This window comes from Pseudomonas sp. PVC-3-1 (assembly GCF_057444315.1).
The window spans coordinates 3,234,180-3,248,491 of the sequence record NZ_CM172023.1 but is presented as its reverse complement, the minus strand read 5'-3'; the positions used below and the strand labels follow the sequence as shown (position 1 = coordinate 3,248,491).

Annotated in this window: 14 protein-coding genes and 4 tRNA genes; 7 read left to right on the top strand and 11 right to left on the bottom strand. The window is 63.1% G+C overall.

Annotated features, from left to right (window positions below; all coding sequences use genetic code 11):
* Window position 1: 1 nt before the first annotated feature.
* Both AC2T4A_RS15320 and AC2T4A_RS15315 read right to left on the bottom strand, forming a co-directional pair.
* Window positions 2–1,315: an HlyD family type I secretion periplasmic adaptor subunit gene (locus tag AC2T4A_RS15320; RefSeq protein ID WP_416748520.1), complete on the bottom strand. Its 1,314-nt coding sequence runs from the start codon at window positions 1,313–1,315 to the stop codon at window positions 2–4.
* A complete protein-coding gene (locus AC2T4A_RS15315; protein ID WP_416748522.1) occupies window positions 1,296–3,071 on the bottom strand; it encodes a type I secretion system permease/ATPase in 1,776 nt (591 codons plus the stop codon). Before AC2T4A_RS15315 ends, AC2T4A_RS15320 begins: the two co-directional genes overlap by 20 nt.
* Before the next feature lie 258 nt (window positions 3,072–3,329).
* On the opposite strand from AC2T4A_RS15315, the gene AC2T4A_RS15310 reads away from it, so the two are divergent.
* The gene (locus AC2T4A_RS15310; RefSeq protein WP_486743639.1) at window positions 3,330–3,611 is read left to right on the top strand and encodes a hypothetical protein; all 282 of its coding nucleotides are present in this window, start codon (window positions 3,330–3,332) and stop codon (window positions 3,609–3,611) included.
* A gap of 18 nt (window positions 3,612–3,629) precedes the next feature.
* Here AC2T4A_RS15310 and AC2T4A_RS15305 read toward each other — a convergent pair.
* The 4 genes from AC2T4A_RS15305 to AC2T4A_RS15290 form a co-directional block, all read right to left on the bottom strand.
* Window positions 3,630–3,705: transfer RNA gene (locus tag AC2T4A_RS15305), tRNA-Gly, on the bottom strand.
* Between the two features lie 73 nt (window positions 3,706–3,778).
* Window positions 3,779–3,854: transfer RNA gene (locus AC2T4A_RS15300), tRNA-Gly, on the bottom strand.
* Between the two features lie 84 nt (window positions 3,855–3,938).
* Window positions 3,939–4,014, bottom strand: a tRNA-Gly gene (locus tag AC2T4A_RS15295).
* Window positions 4,015–4,016: 2 nt separating this feature from the next.
* Window positions 4,017–4,092: transfer RNA gene (locus AC2T4A_RS15290), tRNA-Glu, on the bottom strand.
* Window positions 4,093–4,308: 216 nt separating this feature from the next.
* On the opposite strand from AC2T4A_RS15290, the gene AC2T4A_RS15285 reads away from it, so the two are divergent.
* Window positions 4,309–5,079, top strand: a complete 771-nt coding sequence (locus AC2T4A_RS15285) for a hypothetical protein (RefSeq protein WP_478379413.1) — start codon at window positions 4,309–4,311, stop codon at window positions 5,077–5,079.
* A gap of 49 nt (window positions 5,080–5,128) precedes the next feature.
* Entirely contained in the window at window positions 5,129–5,791 is a 663-nt protein-coding gene (locus AC2T4A_RS15280; RefSeq protein ID WP_486743638.1) for a glutathione S-transferase family protein, read from the top strand.
* Window positions 5,792–5,846: 55 nt separating this feature from the next.
* On the opposite strand, the gene AC2T4A_RS15275 is transcribed toward AC2T4A_RS15280, so the two are convergent.
* Together AC2T4A_RS15275 and AC2T4A_RS15270 are read right to left on the bottom strand one after the other, a co-directional pair.
* Window positions 5,847–6,329, bottom strand: coding sequence for a GAF domain-containing protein (locus tag AC2T4A_RS15275; protein WP_259755980.1), 483 nt, complete (start codon window positions 6,327–6,329; stop codon window positions 5,847–5,849).
* A complete protein-coding gene (locus tag AC2T4A_RS15270; RefSeq protein ID WP_416748531.1) occupies window positions 6,326–7,222 on the bottom strand; it encodes an ATP-binding protein in 897 nt (298 codons plus the stop codon). The genes AC2T4A_RS15275 and AC2T4A_RS15270 overlap by 4 nt, the downstream gene beginning before the upstream one ends.
* 93 nt (window positions 7,223–7,315) lie before the next feature.
* Here AC2T4A_RS15270 and AC2T4A_RS15265 point away from each other — a divergent pair, with 93 nt between their 5' ends.
* The gene (locus AC2T4A_RS15265) at window positions 7,316–9,697 is read left to right on the top strand and encodes an ATP-binding protein (protein WP_486743637.1); all 2,382 of its coding nucleotides are present in this window, start codon (window positions 7,316–7,318) and stop codon (window positions 9,695–9,697) included.
* 1 nt (window position 9,698) lies between these two features.
* On the opposite strand, the gene AC2T4A_RS15260 is transcribed toward AC2T4A_RS15265, so the two are convergent.
* From AC2T4A_RS15260 to msrB, 3 genes are all read right to left on the bottom strand, one after another.
* Complete coding sequence (locus AC2T4A_RS15260; RefSeq protein ID WP_416748535.1) at window positions 9,699–10,169, bottom strand: MarR family winged helix-turn-helix transcriptional regulator; 471 nt, start codon at window positions 10,167–10,169, stop codon at window positions 9,699–9,701.
* The gene (locus AC2T4A_RS15255; protein WP_017516977.1) at window positions 10,169–10,651 is read right to left on the bottom strand and encodes a glutathione peroxidase; all 483 of its coding nucleotides are present in this window, start codon (window positions 10,649–10,651) and stop codon (window positions 10,169–10,171) included. The genes AC2T4A_RS15260 and AC2T4A_RS15255 overlap by 1 nt, the downstream gene beginning before the upstream one ends.
* Window positions 10,652–10,887: 236 nt before the next feature.
* The gene (gene msrB, locus AC2T4A_RS15250; RefSeq protein WP_416748537.1) at window positions 10,888–11,283 is read right to left on the bottom strand and encodes a peptide-methionine (R)-S-oxide reductase MsrB; all 396 of its coding nucleotides are present in this window, start codon (window positions 11,281–11,283) and stop codon (window positions 10,888–10,890) included.
* A gap of 291 nt (window positions 11,284–11,574) precedes the next feature.
* On the opposite strand from msrB, the gene AC2T4A_RS15245 reads away from it, so the two are divergent.
* The 3 genes from AC2T4A_RS15245 to htpX all read left to right on the top strand — a co-directional run bounded on the left by AC2T4A_RS15245 (window position 11,575) and on the right by htpX (window position 14,303).
* A complete protein-coding gene (locus AC2T4A_RS15245) occupies window positions 11,575–12,786 on the top strand; it encodes a pyridoxal phosphate-dependent aminotransferase (RefSeq protein ID WP_416748539.1) in 1,212 nt (403 codons plus the stop codon).
* Window positions 12,787–12,814: 28 nt separating this feature from the next.
* Window positions 12,815–13,255, top strand: a complete 441-nt coding sequence (locus AC2T4A_RS15240) for a hypothetical protein (RefSeq protein ID WP_416748541.1) — start codon at window positions 12,815–12,817, stop codon at window positions 13,253–13,255.
* Between the two features lie 172 nt (window positions 13,256–13,427).
* Window positions 13,428–14,303, top strand: a complete 876-nt coding sequence (htpX, locus tag AC2T4A_RS15235) for a protease HtpX (protein ID WP_416748543.1) — start codon at window positions 13,428–13,430, stop codon at window positions 14,301–14,303.
* Window positions 14,304–14,312: the final 9 nt, after the last annotated feature.

Genomic DNA, 14,312 nt, shown 5'->3' with positions numbered 1-14,312 from the left:
GTCATTCCTCGATCATCGATTGGGAAAGGGCGTTGCGCGCCGGCTGCATCAGGTACTGCAACAACGTGCGTTGCCCAGTGATGATCAGCACGTCCGCCGGCATGCCCGGCAGCAGCTTGCGCTCGCCCAGCGTGCGGGCCCCTTTTTCCGTGACCCGGACCCGCGTGAGGTAATAGGCGGCATTGGTCTTTTCACTGACCAGGCGGTCCGCCGAGACATTGATGACCTCGCCCTCGATCACCGGCGTGGTCGCACTGTTGAAGGCGCTGAAGCGGATATCGGCGCGCTTGCCGATGGCCACGCGGTCGATATCCACCGGCGGCACCTGGGCCTCGATGACCAGCTCGGACACCGAGGGCACGATATCCAGCAGCGGCGTCGCCGGCCGCACGACGCCTCCGACGGTATGTACCGTCATGCCGATCACCATGCCCGCGTCGGGCGCGCGGATGACGATGCGACCGAGGCGATCCTGCAGCGACGAGCTCTTTTCCCGCAGGTCGTAGATGCGCGTCTGCACCTCGGCCAGTTGCTTGGCGACCTCTGAACTGAAGTCCTTGTCGATCTGCAGGATCTGCAGCTGCGTTTCGTTGATCTGCAGGCGTGTGCGATTGATGCTGGAGCGGTGATCGGCGACTTCCGCGCGGATCATCCCCAGCTTGCGCTGCTGCTCCAGCAGGCGCTGCTTGTCGACGTACCCTTGCTTGAGCAGGTCGGACAGCTCGCCGATCTCGCCGCTGTAGGAGTTCGCCAACTGGACCTTCGCGCCGATCATCGATTGCAGCCCGTCGATCTGCTGGTTCAACTGGCCAATGCGCTCGCGCAGCACCGATATCTGTCCCTGCCGCGAACCCTGGCGGGCGTTGAACACCTGGGTCTCGCTCTGCCGCGCCTCTTCGCCGCGCGGGCTGGCCAGATCGCCGACACCGTCGAAGTCAATCGTCGCCTGGGCGTCGCGCTCGGCCTTCAACCGCGCCTCCATGGCTTCAGCCGCGATCAGTTGACTGCGAGTCATCTCGAACTCAAAGCGCAGCTGGGCATCGTCGAGCACGATCAGCGGATCGTCGCGCCTGACGATATCGCCGTCATGCACCAGCACTTCCTTGACGATGCCGCCTTCGGGATGCTGCACGGTCTTGCGGTAGGCCTGCACCGTCACTACCCCCGGCGCGTAGACGGCACCATCCAGCGGTGCCAACGCTGCCCAGGTGCCGAACAGGCCGAAAGTCACCGTGACGATGACCAACCCCAGGCGGCGGACCTTGACGTCCGAAACCGGCAAATCGGCGAAGCTTTCAATTGGATGACTGGGCATCGACGTCACCCTTGCGGGTATCCACAGGAGCGATGCTGGCGCCGGCCGGCATTGGCCGCTGCTGCACCTGTTGCTGCTGTTTGGCGGTGAGTTCGGCCAGAACCTGGTCGCGGGAACCGTAGAGCGTGACGGTGCCATCGTTCATCAGCATCAACCGGTCGAGCTGCGCAACCAGGTTGGTGCGGTGGGTGATGACGAAGACAGTCGCGCCGGTCTGCTTGAGCTGGTGGATGGCCGCTGCCAGGGCTCGATCACCGACGTCGTCGAGATTGGAGTTGGGCTCGTCCAATACGATCAGCCGCGGGCTGCCGTACAACGCTCGGGCCAGGCCGATGCGTTGGCGCTGCCCGCCGGAGAGCATCAGCCCTTCACTACCGATGACGGTGTCGTAGCCATCGGGCAGCAGCAGGATCATTTCGTGGACGCCGGCAATTTTCGCCGCCTGGATGACCTTCTCCGAATCCACTTCGTTGAATCGGGCAATGTTCTCGCCGACGGTGCCCTCGAACAGCTCAATGTCCTGGGGCAGGTAACCAATGTGCGGGCCGAGGTCATGCTTGTTCCAGGTGCTGATGTCCGCGCCATCCAGCCGGACCACTCCGTGCAGTGGCGGCCAGACGCCCATCAGCGCCCGCACCAGGGTCGACTTGCCCGCCGCGCTCGGCCCGATGATGCCCACCACGCAACCGGCGGGCACGCTGAAGCTGATGTTCTTGATGATCGGCGTCATCGAGCCCGGCGCCGTGACCACCAGGTTTTCTACCTGGATATGTCCCTGGGGCGCCGGCAACGGCATGCGCTCGGGTTGCGCCTGCAGCTTGTCGAGGATGTCGTTGAGCCGGTTGTACTGGGAGCGGGCCGAGATGAAGCCCTTCCAGCTGCCGATGATCAGGTCCAGTGGCGCCAGCGCCCGACCCAACAGCACGGCGCCGGCAAACACCATGCCCGGCCCCACCTGGTGATCCACCGCCAGATACGCGCCCAACCCCAGTACCAGCGACTGCACCAGCAGGCGGAAGGTGCGCGAAAGCGTGCTGATCACCGCGCCCTTGTCGCTGGCCAGTGACTGCAGCAGCAACACGCCACGCTGCCGCGCGCCCCAGCGGTCCATCAGGGTTTCCAGCATGCCCATGGACTCGATGACTTCGGCGTTGCGCAGGTTCTTGGTGGTGTAGAGCGTCGCCGAGATGTGCTCCTTGTTGGCCTGCGCCAGGGCCGGCGCGGTCAGCTTCTCGTTGATGAGCGCGAGCACCAGCAGCAGGATGGCGCTGCCCACCGCCACCCAGCCCAGCCACGGGTGGAAGAGGAACATCACCGCGATATAGATGGGCAGCCAGGGCGCATCGAAGAATGCGAACAGCCCGCTGCCGGCGAGAAACTGGCGCAGGCCGGTCAGGTCGTTGAGCGGCTGCGCCGAGGCGTCCATCCCGCCGCTGTGCAGCGCGCGCTTGAAACTGGCCTTGTAGACCTGGCGGCTGAGCAGCACATCCAACCGCGTGCTGACCCGCACCAGAATCCGCGAGCGGACCCATTCCAGGGAGCCGAGCGTGATCACCAGCAGGGTCATGATCAGCGTCAGCATGGTCAAGGTGGTCAGGCTGCCGCTGGTGATCACCCGTCCGTACACCTGAAGCATGTAGAAGGTCGGCACCAGCATCAGCGCATTGATGAACAGGCTGAAGAAACCCACGAACAGGAAGCTCTCACGGCAAGCCTGCAGCGCGCTTCGAAGGCTTTCTTCGGAGGTATTTCGCATGGAAACCTCTGCTCGAGAGGCCAACCTGAGAGGAGCTTAGATCAACGAAAATGGCGATGTGCGGCCAATGGCCATGCCACTTTCCGCGCCGCGCTACGCCCGTGAAGAACTCGTGAAGAATTCGTCGAACCGATGTTTTACGACTGATGAAGAACCCTCCGCCAAAGGCTCTAGGACGTGCCCCTGAAGCACCGAAGCCTTCGCTCAGGCGCCTCCGGGAAAAATCCGATCACCGGCTAACGGCATCGAATCCCAGCCATGAAAAAAGCCCGCAGCGAGGCGGGCTTTTCAAGCTGGCGTTGCTGCTCGATCAGCGCTCGGAAGCCCCCGACAAACCCCAGGGCTGGCACCACCTTGGCTGGCAGGCGGCGCGAACAGCCGAACGTGCCGGGTCAGGGTGTCGTCGAAGTCGAAAACCAACAGGAGACAGACTCCGGCCGCACGCTGCAGCCATCGCCCGCCACTCGCGCTGGAGCGGCATCGGGAAAGGCGGGTAAGGCGGCCGAAATTTTCACCGCACAAACGAAAACGCCGTCCTGATGGACGGCGTTTCGATTCTGGAGCGGGAAACGAGACTCGAACTCGCGACCCCGACCTTGGCAAGGTCGTGCTCTACCAACTGAGCTATTCCCGCATCAACTTGCTGTAACCTCGGCTTTCGCCGGAGGTTAACGAAAACGCCGCCCTGATGGGCGGCGTTTCGATTTTGGAGCGGGAAACGAGACTCGAACTCGCGACCCCGACCTTGGCAAGGTCGTGCTCTACCAACTGAGCTATTCCCGCATCAACTTGTTGCAACCTTCAGCTTTCGCCGAAGGGTAACGCCATTTCATCTTTCGTTCACCGCCTCGGCGATGATCGAGAATCTGGAGCGGGAAACGAGACTCGAACTCGCGACCCCGACCTTGGCAAGGTCGTGCTCTACCAACTGAGCTATTCCCGCAATGGCGTCCCCTAGGGGACTCGAACCCCTGTTACCGCCGTGAAAGGGCGGTGTCCTAGGCCACTAGACGAAGGGGACGCGGCCCGGAACTTAACATCTTTCCGACTTCGTCGTTCCGGCAAGTTCTGCGTTTCGCGTCGAAGTGGCGCGCATTCTAGGGAGGCTTTGTTAGGTCGTCAACCCTTGAAAGAAATATTTTTTAAATCAAAGACTTCTGAGTAAAAACTGAGCTGCCGCTATCAGCAGTATCACTAAGACATTACACTCGCGGAAAAACATCCGGAGCACTCCACGGTGTCGCCAATCGTCATTACGGTCCTGGTTCTCGTCGGTATCGCCCTGCTGGTCGCCATCGGCTACATCAATTATCTGGTGGAAAACCGCAAGCTGGAGCAGGCGCGCCTGAAGGCCGATCTGTCCGACCGCTGCCGGCGCTGCGCCGATGTTTCCGAATCCCTGCCCGGCCAGTTCATGTCGCCGGCACTGAAGCTGCTGCTCAGCGGCTTCGAGCTGAGCCTCAGCGAGCGACTGCTGGCCGTGGACAAGCAGAACGCCGCGCTGAAGCAGCGCATGGAAGAGCTGCGCGCCCTGGTCGCCAAGGGCGAGTCCATCCCGGTCAAGAACCCGCCGCAACCAATTCTCACCGAGGCCAAGGCCAAGGACGTGCGCTTCCTCTTCGAAGCACTGCACGCCCAGCTCACCCGCTGCGCCCAGGACAACATGCTGCCGCGGGTCGAGGCGCAGAAGTGGGTCAAGGAGATCCGCCACCTGCTCGCCCTTCTTCATATAGAGTTCTTCGGCAACCTCGGCCAGCAGGCGCTGCAGCAAGGCCAACCGCGCCAGGCGCGCCTGGCCTTCGAGCGCGGCGTGCAGTACCTGCAGAAGCAACCGGAGATCGGCCGCTACCAGGCGCAGCTCAAGCAGATGGAAGCCCAGCTGGCCCACGCCAACGCCCTGGTGCTGGAAACCTCCCAGCCCGCTGCGGATGAACAGAGCGAACTGGGCGATGGCCTGAAAGCGCTGGACGAAGACGATATCTGGAAGAAGAAGAACCTTTACGACTGATCCGTCGTCGAACCATCACCCCCGGCAACCTTCGCCCCAGGAGCCTTGCATGAGCCTCGTCGTCTTCGGCGCACCGCTGTCCCCCTTCGTTCGCAAAGTCCGCCTGTTCGCGGCCGAGAAAGGCATCGACTACCAGTTGGAGAACGTCAACCCGTTCAACCAGCCGGACTGGTATCGCGAGCTCAACCCGCTGCGCCGCGTGCCGGCCATCCGCGACGGTGACCTCACCCTCGCCGACTCCAGCGTCATCTGCCATTACCTGGACGAGCGCGACCCTCAGCGCGCCCCGCTGTGCGGCGAAGGCGCCCAGTCGCGTGCACGCATCAACTGGCTGGAAAAATACGCCGACTACGAGCTGGCCCCGCTGACCACCTTCACCGTGTTCCGCAACCGACTGCTCAAGCCGCTGATGGGCAAGGTCTGCGATGAAGTGGCGGTGAAAGGCGCCATGCAGGAGAAACTCCCTGAGCACTTCGACTACCTGGAGAAGTACCTGGGTGAGCAGCAGTGGTTCGTCGATGACCGCTTCAGCCTCGCTGACATCGCCATTGCCTGCCAGTTGGTGAACCTGCGCCACGGCGACGAAGAACTGGATGCCCAGCGCTGGCCGAAGCTGGCCGCGCATTTCCAGCGCACCCTGGCCCGCCCGGCCCTCGCCACGATTCTCGAAGGCGAGCTGCAGATCATCGCCAAGATCATGGCCAAGCGCTGATCGGCGTCGGAAACGAAAAAGCCCCGCCTAGGCGGGGCTTTTTCATGGCTACGGGTCAGCAGTCGGAGAGGCGCAGGAAAATCTCCGCCAGACGCTCGATGCCAGCCTGGTCCTCTTCACTGAAGCGGCCGACCTTCGGGCTGTCCAGATCCAGCACGCCGATCAGGCGGCCATCTTTCACCAGCGGTACCACCAGTTCACTGTTCGACGCGCTGTCACAGGCGATATGGCCGGGGAACGCGTGCACGTCCTCGACGCGCTGGGTTTCACGGGTACGTGCCGCGGCGCCGCATACGCCCTTGCTGAAGGGAATACGCACGCAGGCCACCTTGCCCTGGAACGGGCCGAGCACCAGCTCTTCGTTGCGGTTCAGGTAGAAACCGGCCCAGTTCAGGTCCGGCAGCTCGTTGAACAGGAACGCGGAAAACTGCGAGGCGTTGGCAATGAAGTCGCGCTCGTCGGCGAACAGCGACTCCGCCTGGGCGGCCAGCAGCGCGTAGCCGCCAAGGCCGGCGCCGGCCTGTTGCAGATCGATCATGGGGTGTCTCCTTCCAGCAATTGTCGGCCCACCCAGTAGCGGGCGAATTGATAGGCACAGCGGCCATTACGGTTGCCGCGTCCGAGCGCCCAGCGGATGGCTTCCTTCTCCAGCGCCTCGTCCCAGCTCCAGGCAGCGAGCCCGGACTTCTGCGCGAGCAACTCGACCCAGTGGCGCACTACGCTGAGGAAGTGCTCCTGGGTGAAGGGATAGAAGGACAGCCACAGGCCGAAACGGTCGGACAGGGCGATCTTGTCTTCAACGGCTTCATTGGGGTGCAGCTCGCCGTCGACCATCTTCCAGTTCTCGTTGTCGCTCTGCTTCTCCGAGACCAGATGACGGCGGTTGGAGGTGGCATAAAGCAGCACGTTGTCCGGCGCCTGCTCCAGCGAGCCGTCGAGCACGCTCTTGAGGACGCGAAAATCGCCTTCGCCGGCATCGAACGACAGGTCATCGCAGAACAGCACGAAGCGCTGCGGCAAACCCTGGATCTGCTCGACCACGCGCGGCAGGTCAGCCAGATGGTCGCGCTCAATCTCGATCAGGCGCAGCCCTTCGCTCGCCATCTCCGCCAGCAAGGCGCGCACCAGCGAGGATTTGCCGGTGCCACGGGCGCCCCACAGCAACGCGTGGTTGGCCGGCTGGCCGGCCACGAACTGCCGGGTATTGCGCTCCAGCTGCTCGCGCTGCTTGTCGACGCCCAGCAGGTCGTCCAGGCGCAGGTCGAGGCTGACCTTCAGCGGCTGCAGGTAACCGCCGCGGCCGTCGCGGTGCCAGCGCGCCGCCAGGCTGTGCTGCCAGTCCACCGTTTCGCGAACGGCTGGCAGCAAAGGCTCCAGACGCGCCATCAGCGCTTCGGCGCGGGCGAGAAAATCGTTAAGACGGGAATCCACGCGAGTCTCCATATTCTCCGGCTCGGTTCTTCGGGTTCAGAACCGGGAATTTCTTCATCTTCGGACTATCCCGACAGACGGTTCCGATGGGCTATGCTACGCCGCAGGAAAGCTTCTGCGAGGCGACGCTCCGCAACCATGGATATTGCGCTCACACATCGCCTCTCGTTCAAGCAGGCCAGCCTGACGGTGCTGGTGGCGTTCATCCTGGGCACCTTGCTCAGCCTCATCCAGGTAGGCGTCGATTATGCCAGCCAGGACGCCTCCATCAACCGCGAAGTGCGCGCCCTGCTGGACGTCAGCCACAACCCCGCCGCACGTATCGCCTACAACATCGACGCCGAACTCGCCCAGGAACTGGTCGTGGGCCTGCTGCGCTCGCCCGCCGTGATCCGCGCCGAGATCATCGACAACGCAGGCGTACCGCTGGCCAGCGCCGACCGGCCGCCGGCGGAAAGCCACCTGCGCGGCCTGAGTGATTTCCTCTTCGGCCAGCAGCGCACCTACGAGGAGCCACTGTTCGTCGAACACGCCCCGGCCGAGTCCCTCGGCGTGCTGCGCCTGGAAATCGACACCTTCGTCTTCGGCAACGACTTCCTGCGCCGCGCCGGTGTGACCCTCATCTCCGGCTTCGTCCGCAGCCTGATGCTCTCGCTGATCCTGCTGGTGCTTTTCTATGCGCTGCTGACCAAGCCGCTGGTGAGCCTGATCGATGCCCTCTCCCGCCATGACCCGCGCTCGCCCTCGCGCCTGCGCCTGCCCTGCCCCCGCGGCCATGAGCGCGACGAGATCGGCGTATTGGTGGAGGTCACCAACCGCCAGCTCAATCGCATCTCGGTGGAAATGGAACAGCGCCGTGAGGCCGAAGACCGCCTGACCCAGTACCTGGAAGAACTGGAAAGCATCGTTGCCGCGCGCACTGCCGAACTGAAGGCAGCCAACGCGCGCCTGACCCTGTCCAACCAGGAGCTGGAGCAGGCACGCCAGAACGCCCTGGCCATGGCCCAGGCACGCGGCAGCTTCCTGGCCAACATGAGCCACGAAATCCGCACCCCGCTCAACGGGCTGCTGGGCATGCTCGGCCTGGCGCTCGACGGCCCACTCACCGCCGAACAACGCCAGCAGCTATCCATCGCCCACGACTCGGGCAAGGTGCTGGTGGATCTGCTCAACGACGTACTCGACCTCTCCAAGTTCGAGGCTGGCCAACTGGAGCTGGAACAGATCCCTTTCGACCTCGGCACCCTGGTGGAAGACACTGCCAGCCTGCTATCGCAGAACGCCGGCCCCGCCGTGGAACTCACCTGCCTGATCAGCCCGCAACTGCCGGCACAGTTTTCCGGCGACCCGACGCGAGTGCGCCAGGTGGTCAGCAACCTGCTGTCCAACGCCCTCAAGTTCACTCGCCTGGGCCGTGTGGATGTGCACGTCGAGCCGCTGAGTGCCGAAGCCCGGGATCAAGGTGTGCGCATCAGCGTGCGCGATACCGGTATCGGCGTGGCGCCCGAAGCGCTGCAGAAGATCTTCCAGCCCTTTACCCAGGCCGACGCCGGCATCGCCCGCCAGTACGGCGGGACCGGGCTGGGCCTGGCACTGACGCGCAAGCTCTGCGAGGCGATGCAGGGTGAATTGAGCGTCACCTCCGAGCCGGGCCTGGGCAGCGAATTCATCGTCACCCTGCCGCTGCAGCCCCAGCAGCCGGCACAAGCGCTGGCAAAACTGCACGGCAAGCTCATCGTGCAGTGCGCCGCCAGTAGCGGACTCGCGGCGCTGCTGCAGAACTGGCTGCCGGAATGGGGTGTGGATTACCAGCGTCTGGACATCGATGCGAGCCTGGCCGGCGTGGAGCTGGACGCGCTGCTCTCGGACTGCCCGGACTGCCTGATAGGCCTGCGTCGCAACGTCAGCAAACCGGTACTGCTGGTGACGGCTTACGGCAACTTCCTCGAACCCGAACTCACCCAACGCCTCGCGCCGCTGCGGCAACTGGCCCGGCCGTTGTCCCGAGCTGTGCTCTACCAGGCGCTGAAACAGGCCTTCGAGCACCAGCCACAGCCTTCTGCGAATGCGCCGGGCGCCGCTCTCCAGGAGCAGTTCTCCGCCCGCGTACTGCTGGTGGAAGACAACCCCGTCAACCAACTGGTCGCCCGCGGCCTGCTACAGAAACTGGGTTGCCAGGTGGGCATCGCCATCAACGGCGAAGAGGCGCTGAAGCAGCTCGACGTCGCCGAATTCGACCTGGTGTTGATGGACTGCAACATGCCGGTGATGGACGGCTACCAGGCCACCCGCGCGATCCGCGAGAGCGGCCGCTGGCCAGAGCTGCCGGTGGTCGCCCTGACCGCCAACGCCCTGCCGGAGGAGCGCGAGCGCTGCCGCGCTGCCGGCATGGACGACTACCTGGCCAAGCCCTTCCATCGCGACGAGTTGGCGGCCATTCTCGAGCGCTGGGCCGGGCAACGCGCCCGCGCCTGAATCAGGCGTCCAGCCTCACCAGTTGCAGCAGCAAACTGTCGAGCTGCTCGCGCAGGCCGTCGGTGACACTCAGGTCGATGCCGCTGCGGCACAGCAGCTCCTCGCGCAGCGGCAACACTTTCTCGCGCAATGCCATCCCCTCCGACGTCAGCCCCAGGTGCACTTCGCGCTCGTCATGCTGCGCCCGGCGGCGCTGCACCAGTCCCAGTTGCTCCAGGCGCTTGAGCAGCGGCGTGAGGGTGCCGGAATCGAGCATCAGGCGCTCACCCAGCGCCTTCACCGAAGGCTGCTGCGGCGCCTCGGCCTGCCACTCCCATAGCACCAGCATGGCCAGGTACTGCGGGTAGGTCAGGCCGAGCGCCTCGAGCATCGGCCGGTAGCCTCGGATGACCGCGCGGGACACGGCGTACAGGCGAAAGCACAGCTGATTGTCCAGCTGCAGTTCGGCCGGCAGGGAGACAGCTTCTTTCATCACAGCAGCGCTTCGATCTCAGCGGAGAGTTGCTCAGGCTTGGTGGTCGGGGCGAAACGCTTGATGACCTTGCCATCCTGGCCGATCAGGAACTTGGTGAAGTTCCACTTGATGCCCTGGCTGCCCAGCAGACCGGGGGCGCGCTTCTTCAGTTGCACGTAGAGCGGGTGAGCCTCGGCGCCATTGACGTCGATCTTCTTGAACAGCGGGAAGCTCACGCCGAAGTTCAGCTCGCAGAACTGCGTGATCTCCCCTTCATTGCCCGGCTCCTGCTTGCCGAACTGATTGCAGGGAAAGCCCAGCACCACCAGGCCCTTGTCCTTGTACTGCCGCCAGAGTTTTTCCAGCCCCTTGTACTGCGGGGTGAAGCCGCACTGGCTGGCGGTGTTCACCACCAGCAGGGCCTTGCCGCCGAAGTCGGCGAGGGTCTTCTGTTCGCCCTTGATGGTGGTCACGGGAATGTTCAGCAGTGCGTCGCTCATCGGACATGGCTCCGGGGATAGTGGGAAATAAAAGAATAGTGATCAATCAAATTGCATGCAATTCAATTGGTCACAAATCACCCACTGAATGCCCCGTTATCAGGACTCCCCTGTAGGAGCGAGCTTGCTCGCGAACGGCCTTTCTGGCGGCAATGGTGCTGGGCGGGTTCGCGAGCAAGCTCACTCCTACGAAGAGCCCCAAAAAAGAAAAGCCCGCCGGATGGCGGGCCTTGGGGTCACTCTTTCGGCACCAGTTTCAACGACGCCGAGTTGATGCAGTAACGCAGCCCGGTCGGCCGCGGGCCGTCCGGGAAGACATGGCCCAGATGCGCATCGCACTTGCCGCAGCGCACTTCGATGCGGTGCATGCCGTGGCTGAAGTCTTCCAGCTCCTTGACCACCTCGCCATTCACCGGCTGGAAGTAGCTCGGCCAACCGCTGCCCGAATCGTACTTGGCGTCGGAGTCGAACAGCGCAGTTGCGCAGCACACGCAGTGGTAGATGCCGGGCGTCTTGGTGTCGTGGTATTCGCCGGTGAAGGCACGCTCGGTGCCGCCCAGACGGCAGACATGGAACTGCTCGTCGGTGAGTTCGTCACGCCAGGATTCCAGGGGCTTTTCCAGCTTTTCCATTGATCTGCCTCCATTAATGGAAAAAATGCCCGATGCCTCCTTTTCCGGGAATCGGGCCGCACGTATGATGCACGTGGTTAACGTCAGGTTCAGAATCTGCCGCACAGAGACATTCTCGCGATAGAAAAGCCTTAAAAGCTCTATTTTTTCGAGAATTCCACTGTTTTCCTGTCGATTTTCAGGGTCGACGCCAGGGAAAAGCACTTCCGAACCGCTCATTTGACGCCAGTCTGTCACCCGCGTTACAGCCTGCCAAGTCGCCGGCCGCGGACTATTTCGGAATCCCAGATCATGCAGGTCACCAAATCGAACAAGCTCGCCAACGTCTGCTACGACATTCGCGGGCCCGTGCTCAAGCACGCCAAACGCCTGGAAGAGGAAGGCCATCGCATCCTCAAGCTGAACATCGGCAACCCGGCGCCGTTCGGTTTCGAGGCACCGGACGAAATCCTCCAGGACGTCATCCGCAACCTGCCGACCGCCCAGGGCTACAGCGACTCCAAGGGCCTGTTCAGCGCGCGCAAGGCAGTGATGCAGTACTACCAGCAGAAGCAAGTGGAAGGCGTCGGCATCGAGGACATCTACCTGGGCAATGGTGTGTCCGAGCTGATCGTCATGGCCCTGCAAGCGCTGCTCAACAACGGTGACGAAGTGCTGATCCCGGCGCCCGACTACCCACTGTGGACCGCCTCGGTCGCCCTCTCCGGCGGCAAGCCGGTGCACTACCTGTGCGACGAGCAGGCCGGCTGGTTCCCCGACGTCGCCGACATGAAGGCGAAGATCACCAGCAACACCAAGGCCCTGGTGCTGATCAACCCGAACAACCCCACCGGCGCGGTCTACTCGAAGGAAGTCCTGCTGGACATCGTCGAACTGGCGCGCCAGCACAACCTGGTGATCTTCTCCGACGAGATCTACGACAAGATCCTCTACGACGAAGCCCAGCACATCTCCACCGCGTCACTGGCGCCGGACGTGCTCTGCCTGACTTTCAACGGCCTGTCCAAGTCCTACCGCGTAGCCGGCTTCCGCTCCGGCTGGATCGCCATTTCCGGCCCCAAGCACAAGGCACAGAGCTACATAGAAGGCCTGGATATCCTGGCGAACATGCGCCTGTGCGCCAACGTACCGAGCCAGCACGCAATCCAGACCGCGCTGGGCGGCTACCAGAGCATCAACGACCTGGTACTGCCGGGCGGGCGCCTGCTTGAACAGCGCAACCGTGCGTGGGAACTGCTCAACGACATTCCCGGCGTCAGCTGCGTCAAACCCATGGGTGCGCTTTACGCGTTCCCGCGCATCGATCCGAAGGTCTGCCCGATCCACAACGACGAGAAATTCGTCCTTGATCTGCTGCTTTCCGAGAAGTTGCTCATTGTTCAGGGCACCGCCTTCAACTGGCCCTGGCCGGATCACTTCAGGGTGGTTACCCTGCCCCGTGTCGATGACCTGGAACAGGCCATCGGACGCATCGGTAACTTCCTGAAAACCTATCGCCAATAAATCATCGCCAGTGAATCCCAGCGCATAAATGGACCTGCAGATCGACGACTTCTACAAGGATGCCGCTTCCGGCCTGCTGACGCTCTACCAGGCCTTCCCGCGCAAGATCGCCCTCTACATCGAGGACCTGATCGGCCGGGAAGAGCCCGACGAATTCGGCCTGCCCAGCACACGCCACCAGAGTTGCCTGGGTGCTTTGCTGTGGCTAGCCGATGAAGGTTATCTGCGCTTTGACGCAACCATTCGTTACGAAGCGCTTGACCAGGCGGTGCTCAGCGAAAAGGCCTTCATGCGCCTGACCCGAGTCATCCCCCACGCCGTGCGAGACAGCGATGAATTGCCGCCCAGCGTGCGCCGCGACCAGGCCACGCTGGCCAACCAGCTGCGCGAAGCACTGGCGAGCCAGCACGGGGAACGCATCGCGCGGCTGACCCGTCTACTCTTCGAGAGCGACCTGGGGCGCCCGTAATTCCGGCAGGCGACACAAGTTGAAATAGTCCCCGAGTTGAATCGCCTGGGGCCCAACCGTATATACCCCGCATACTATTCAGCGATCCCGTGCGCTACTGTGCCCGGCGATCCGGAAAGCCGCGTTCCAAGGCGGTTTTCCCCAATGTCACCGTGAGGAGAAGCTTTACGCCATGATGCGCATCCTGTTGTTCCTGGCCACCAACCTGGCAGTTCTGGTGATCGCCAGCATCACCCTGAAACTGCTCGGCGTGGACCGTTTCACCGGCCAGAATTACGGTAGCCTTCTGATTTTCTGTGCCGTCTTCGGCTTCGCCGGGTCCCTCGTTTCGCTGTTCATCTCCAAGTGGATGGCGAAGATGAGCACCGGCACCGAGATCATCAGCCAGCCGCGCACCCGCCACGAACAGTGGCTGCTGCAGACCGTGGAGGAGCTGTCCCGCGAGGCCGGCATCAAGATGCCGGAAGTGGGTATCTTCCCCGCCTACGAGGCCAACGCCTTCGCCACTGGCTGGAACAAGAACGACGCACTGGTTGCGGTCAGCCAGGGCCTGCTGGAGCGTTTCTCGCCTGAAGAAGTCAAAGCCGTGCTGGCCCACGAGATCGGTCACGTGGCCAATGGCGACATGGTCACCCTGGCACTGATCCAGGGCGTGGTGAACACCTTCGTGATGTTCTTCGCACGCATCTTCGGCAACTTCGTCGACAAGGCGATCCTGAAGAACGAAGACGGTCCTGGCATCGGCTACTTCGTCGCGACCATCTTCGCCGAACTGGTCCTGGGCATCCTCGCCAGCATCATCGTCATGTGGTTCTCGCGCAAACGCGAATACCGTGCGGACGAAGCCGGTGCCCGCCTGGCCAGCACCGGCGCGATGATCGCCGCTCTGCAACGCCTGCGCGCCGAACAGGGCGTGCCGGTGCAGATGCCCGACTCGCTGCAGGCCTTCGGCATCAACGGCAACCTCAAGCATGGCCTCGCCGGCCTGTTCATGAGCCACCCGCCGCTGGAAGACCGCATCGAAGCCCTGCGCGCTGCCGGCCGCTAAGCTTCAAGC

What these genes read in the sequence shown, in the direction of transcription:
- msrB (WP_416748537.1), bottom strand. Translation starts at nt 11,283, where the DNA reads ATGGAAAAGCTGGAAAAGCCCCTGGAATCCTGGCGTGACGAACTCACC.
- AC2T4A_RS15320 (WP_416748520.1), bottom strand. Translation starts at nt 1,315, where the DNA reads ATGCCCAGTCATCCAATTGAAAGCTTCGCCGATTTGCCGGTTTCGGAC.
- AC2T4A_RS15310 (WP_486743639.1), top strand. Translation starts at nt 3,330, where the DNA reads ATGAAAAAAGCCCGCAGCGAGGCGGGCTTTTCAAGCTGGCGTTGCTGC.
- AC2T4A_RS15260 (WP_416748535.1), bottom strand. Translation starts at nt 10,169, where the DNA reads ATGAAAGAAGCTGTCTCCCTGCCGGCCGAACTGCAGCTGGACAATCAG.
- htpX (WP_416748543.1), top strand. Translation starts at nt 13,428, where the DNA reads ATGATGCGCATCCTGTTGTTCCTGGCCACCAACCTGGCAGTTCTGGTG.
- AC2T4A_RS15265 (WP_486743637.1), top strand. Translation starts at nt 7,316, where the DNA reads ATGCTACGCCGCAGGAAAGCTTCTGCGAGGCGACGCTCCGCAACCATG.
- AC2T4A_RS15240 (WP_416748541.1), top strand. Translation starts at nt 12,815, where the DNA reads ATGGACCTGCAGATCGACGACTTCTACAAGGATGCCGCTTCCGGCCTG.
- AC2T4A_RS15315 (WP_416748522.1), bottom strand. Translation starts at nt 3,071, where the DNA reads ATGCGAAATACCTCCGAAGAAAGCCTTCGAAGCGCGCTGCAGGCTTGC.
- AC2T4A_RS15255 (WP_017516977.1), bottom strand. Translation starts at nt 10,651, where the DNA reads ATGAGCGACGCACTGCTGAACATTCCCGTGACCACCATCAAGGGCGAA.
- AC2T4A_RS15245 (WP_416748539.1), top strand. Translation starts at nt 11,575, where the DNA reads ATGCAGGTCACCAAATCGAACAAGCTCGCCAACGTCTGCTACGACATT.
- AC2T4A_RS15275 (WP_259755980.1), bottom strand. Translation starts at nt 6,329, where the DNA reads ATGATCGATCTGCAACAGGCCGGCGCCGGCCTTGGCGGCTACGCGCTG.
- AC2T4A_RS15280 (WP_486743638.1), top strand. Translation starts at nt 5,129, where the DNA reads ATGAGCCTCGTCGTCTTCGGCGCACCGCTGTCCCCCTTCGTTCGCAAA.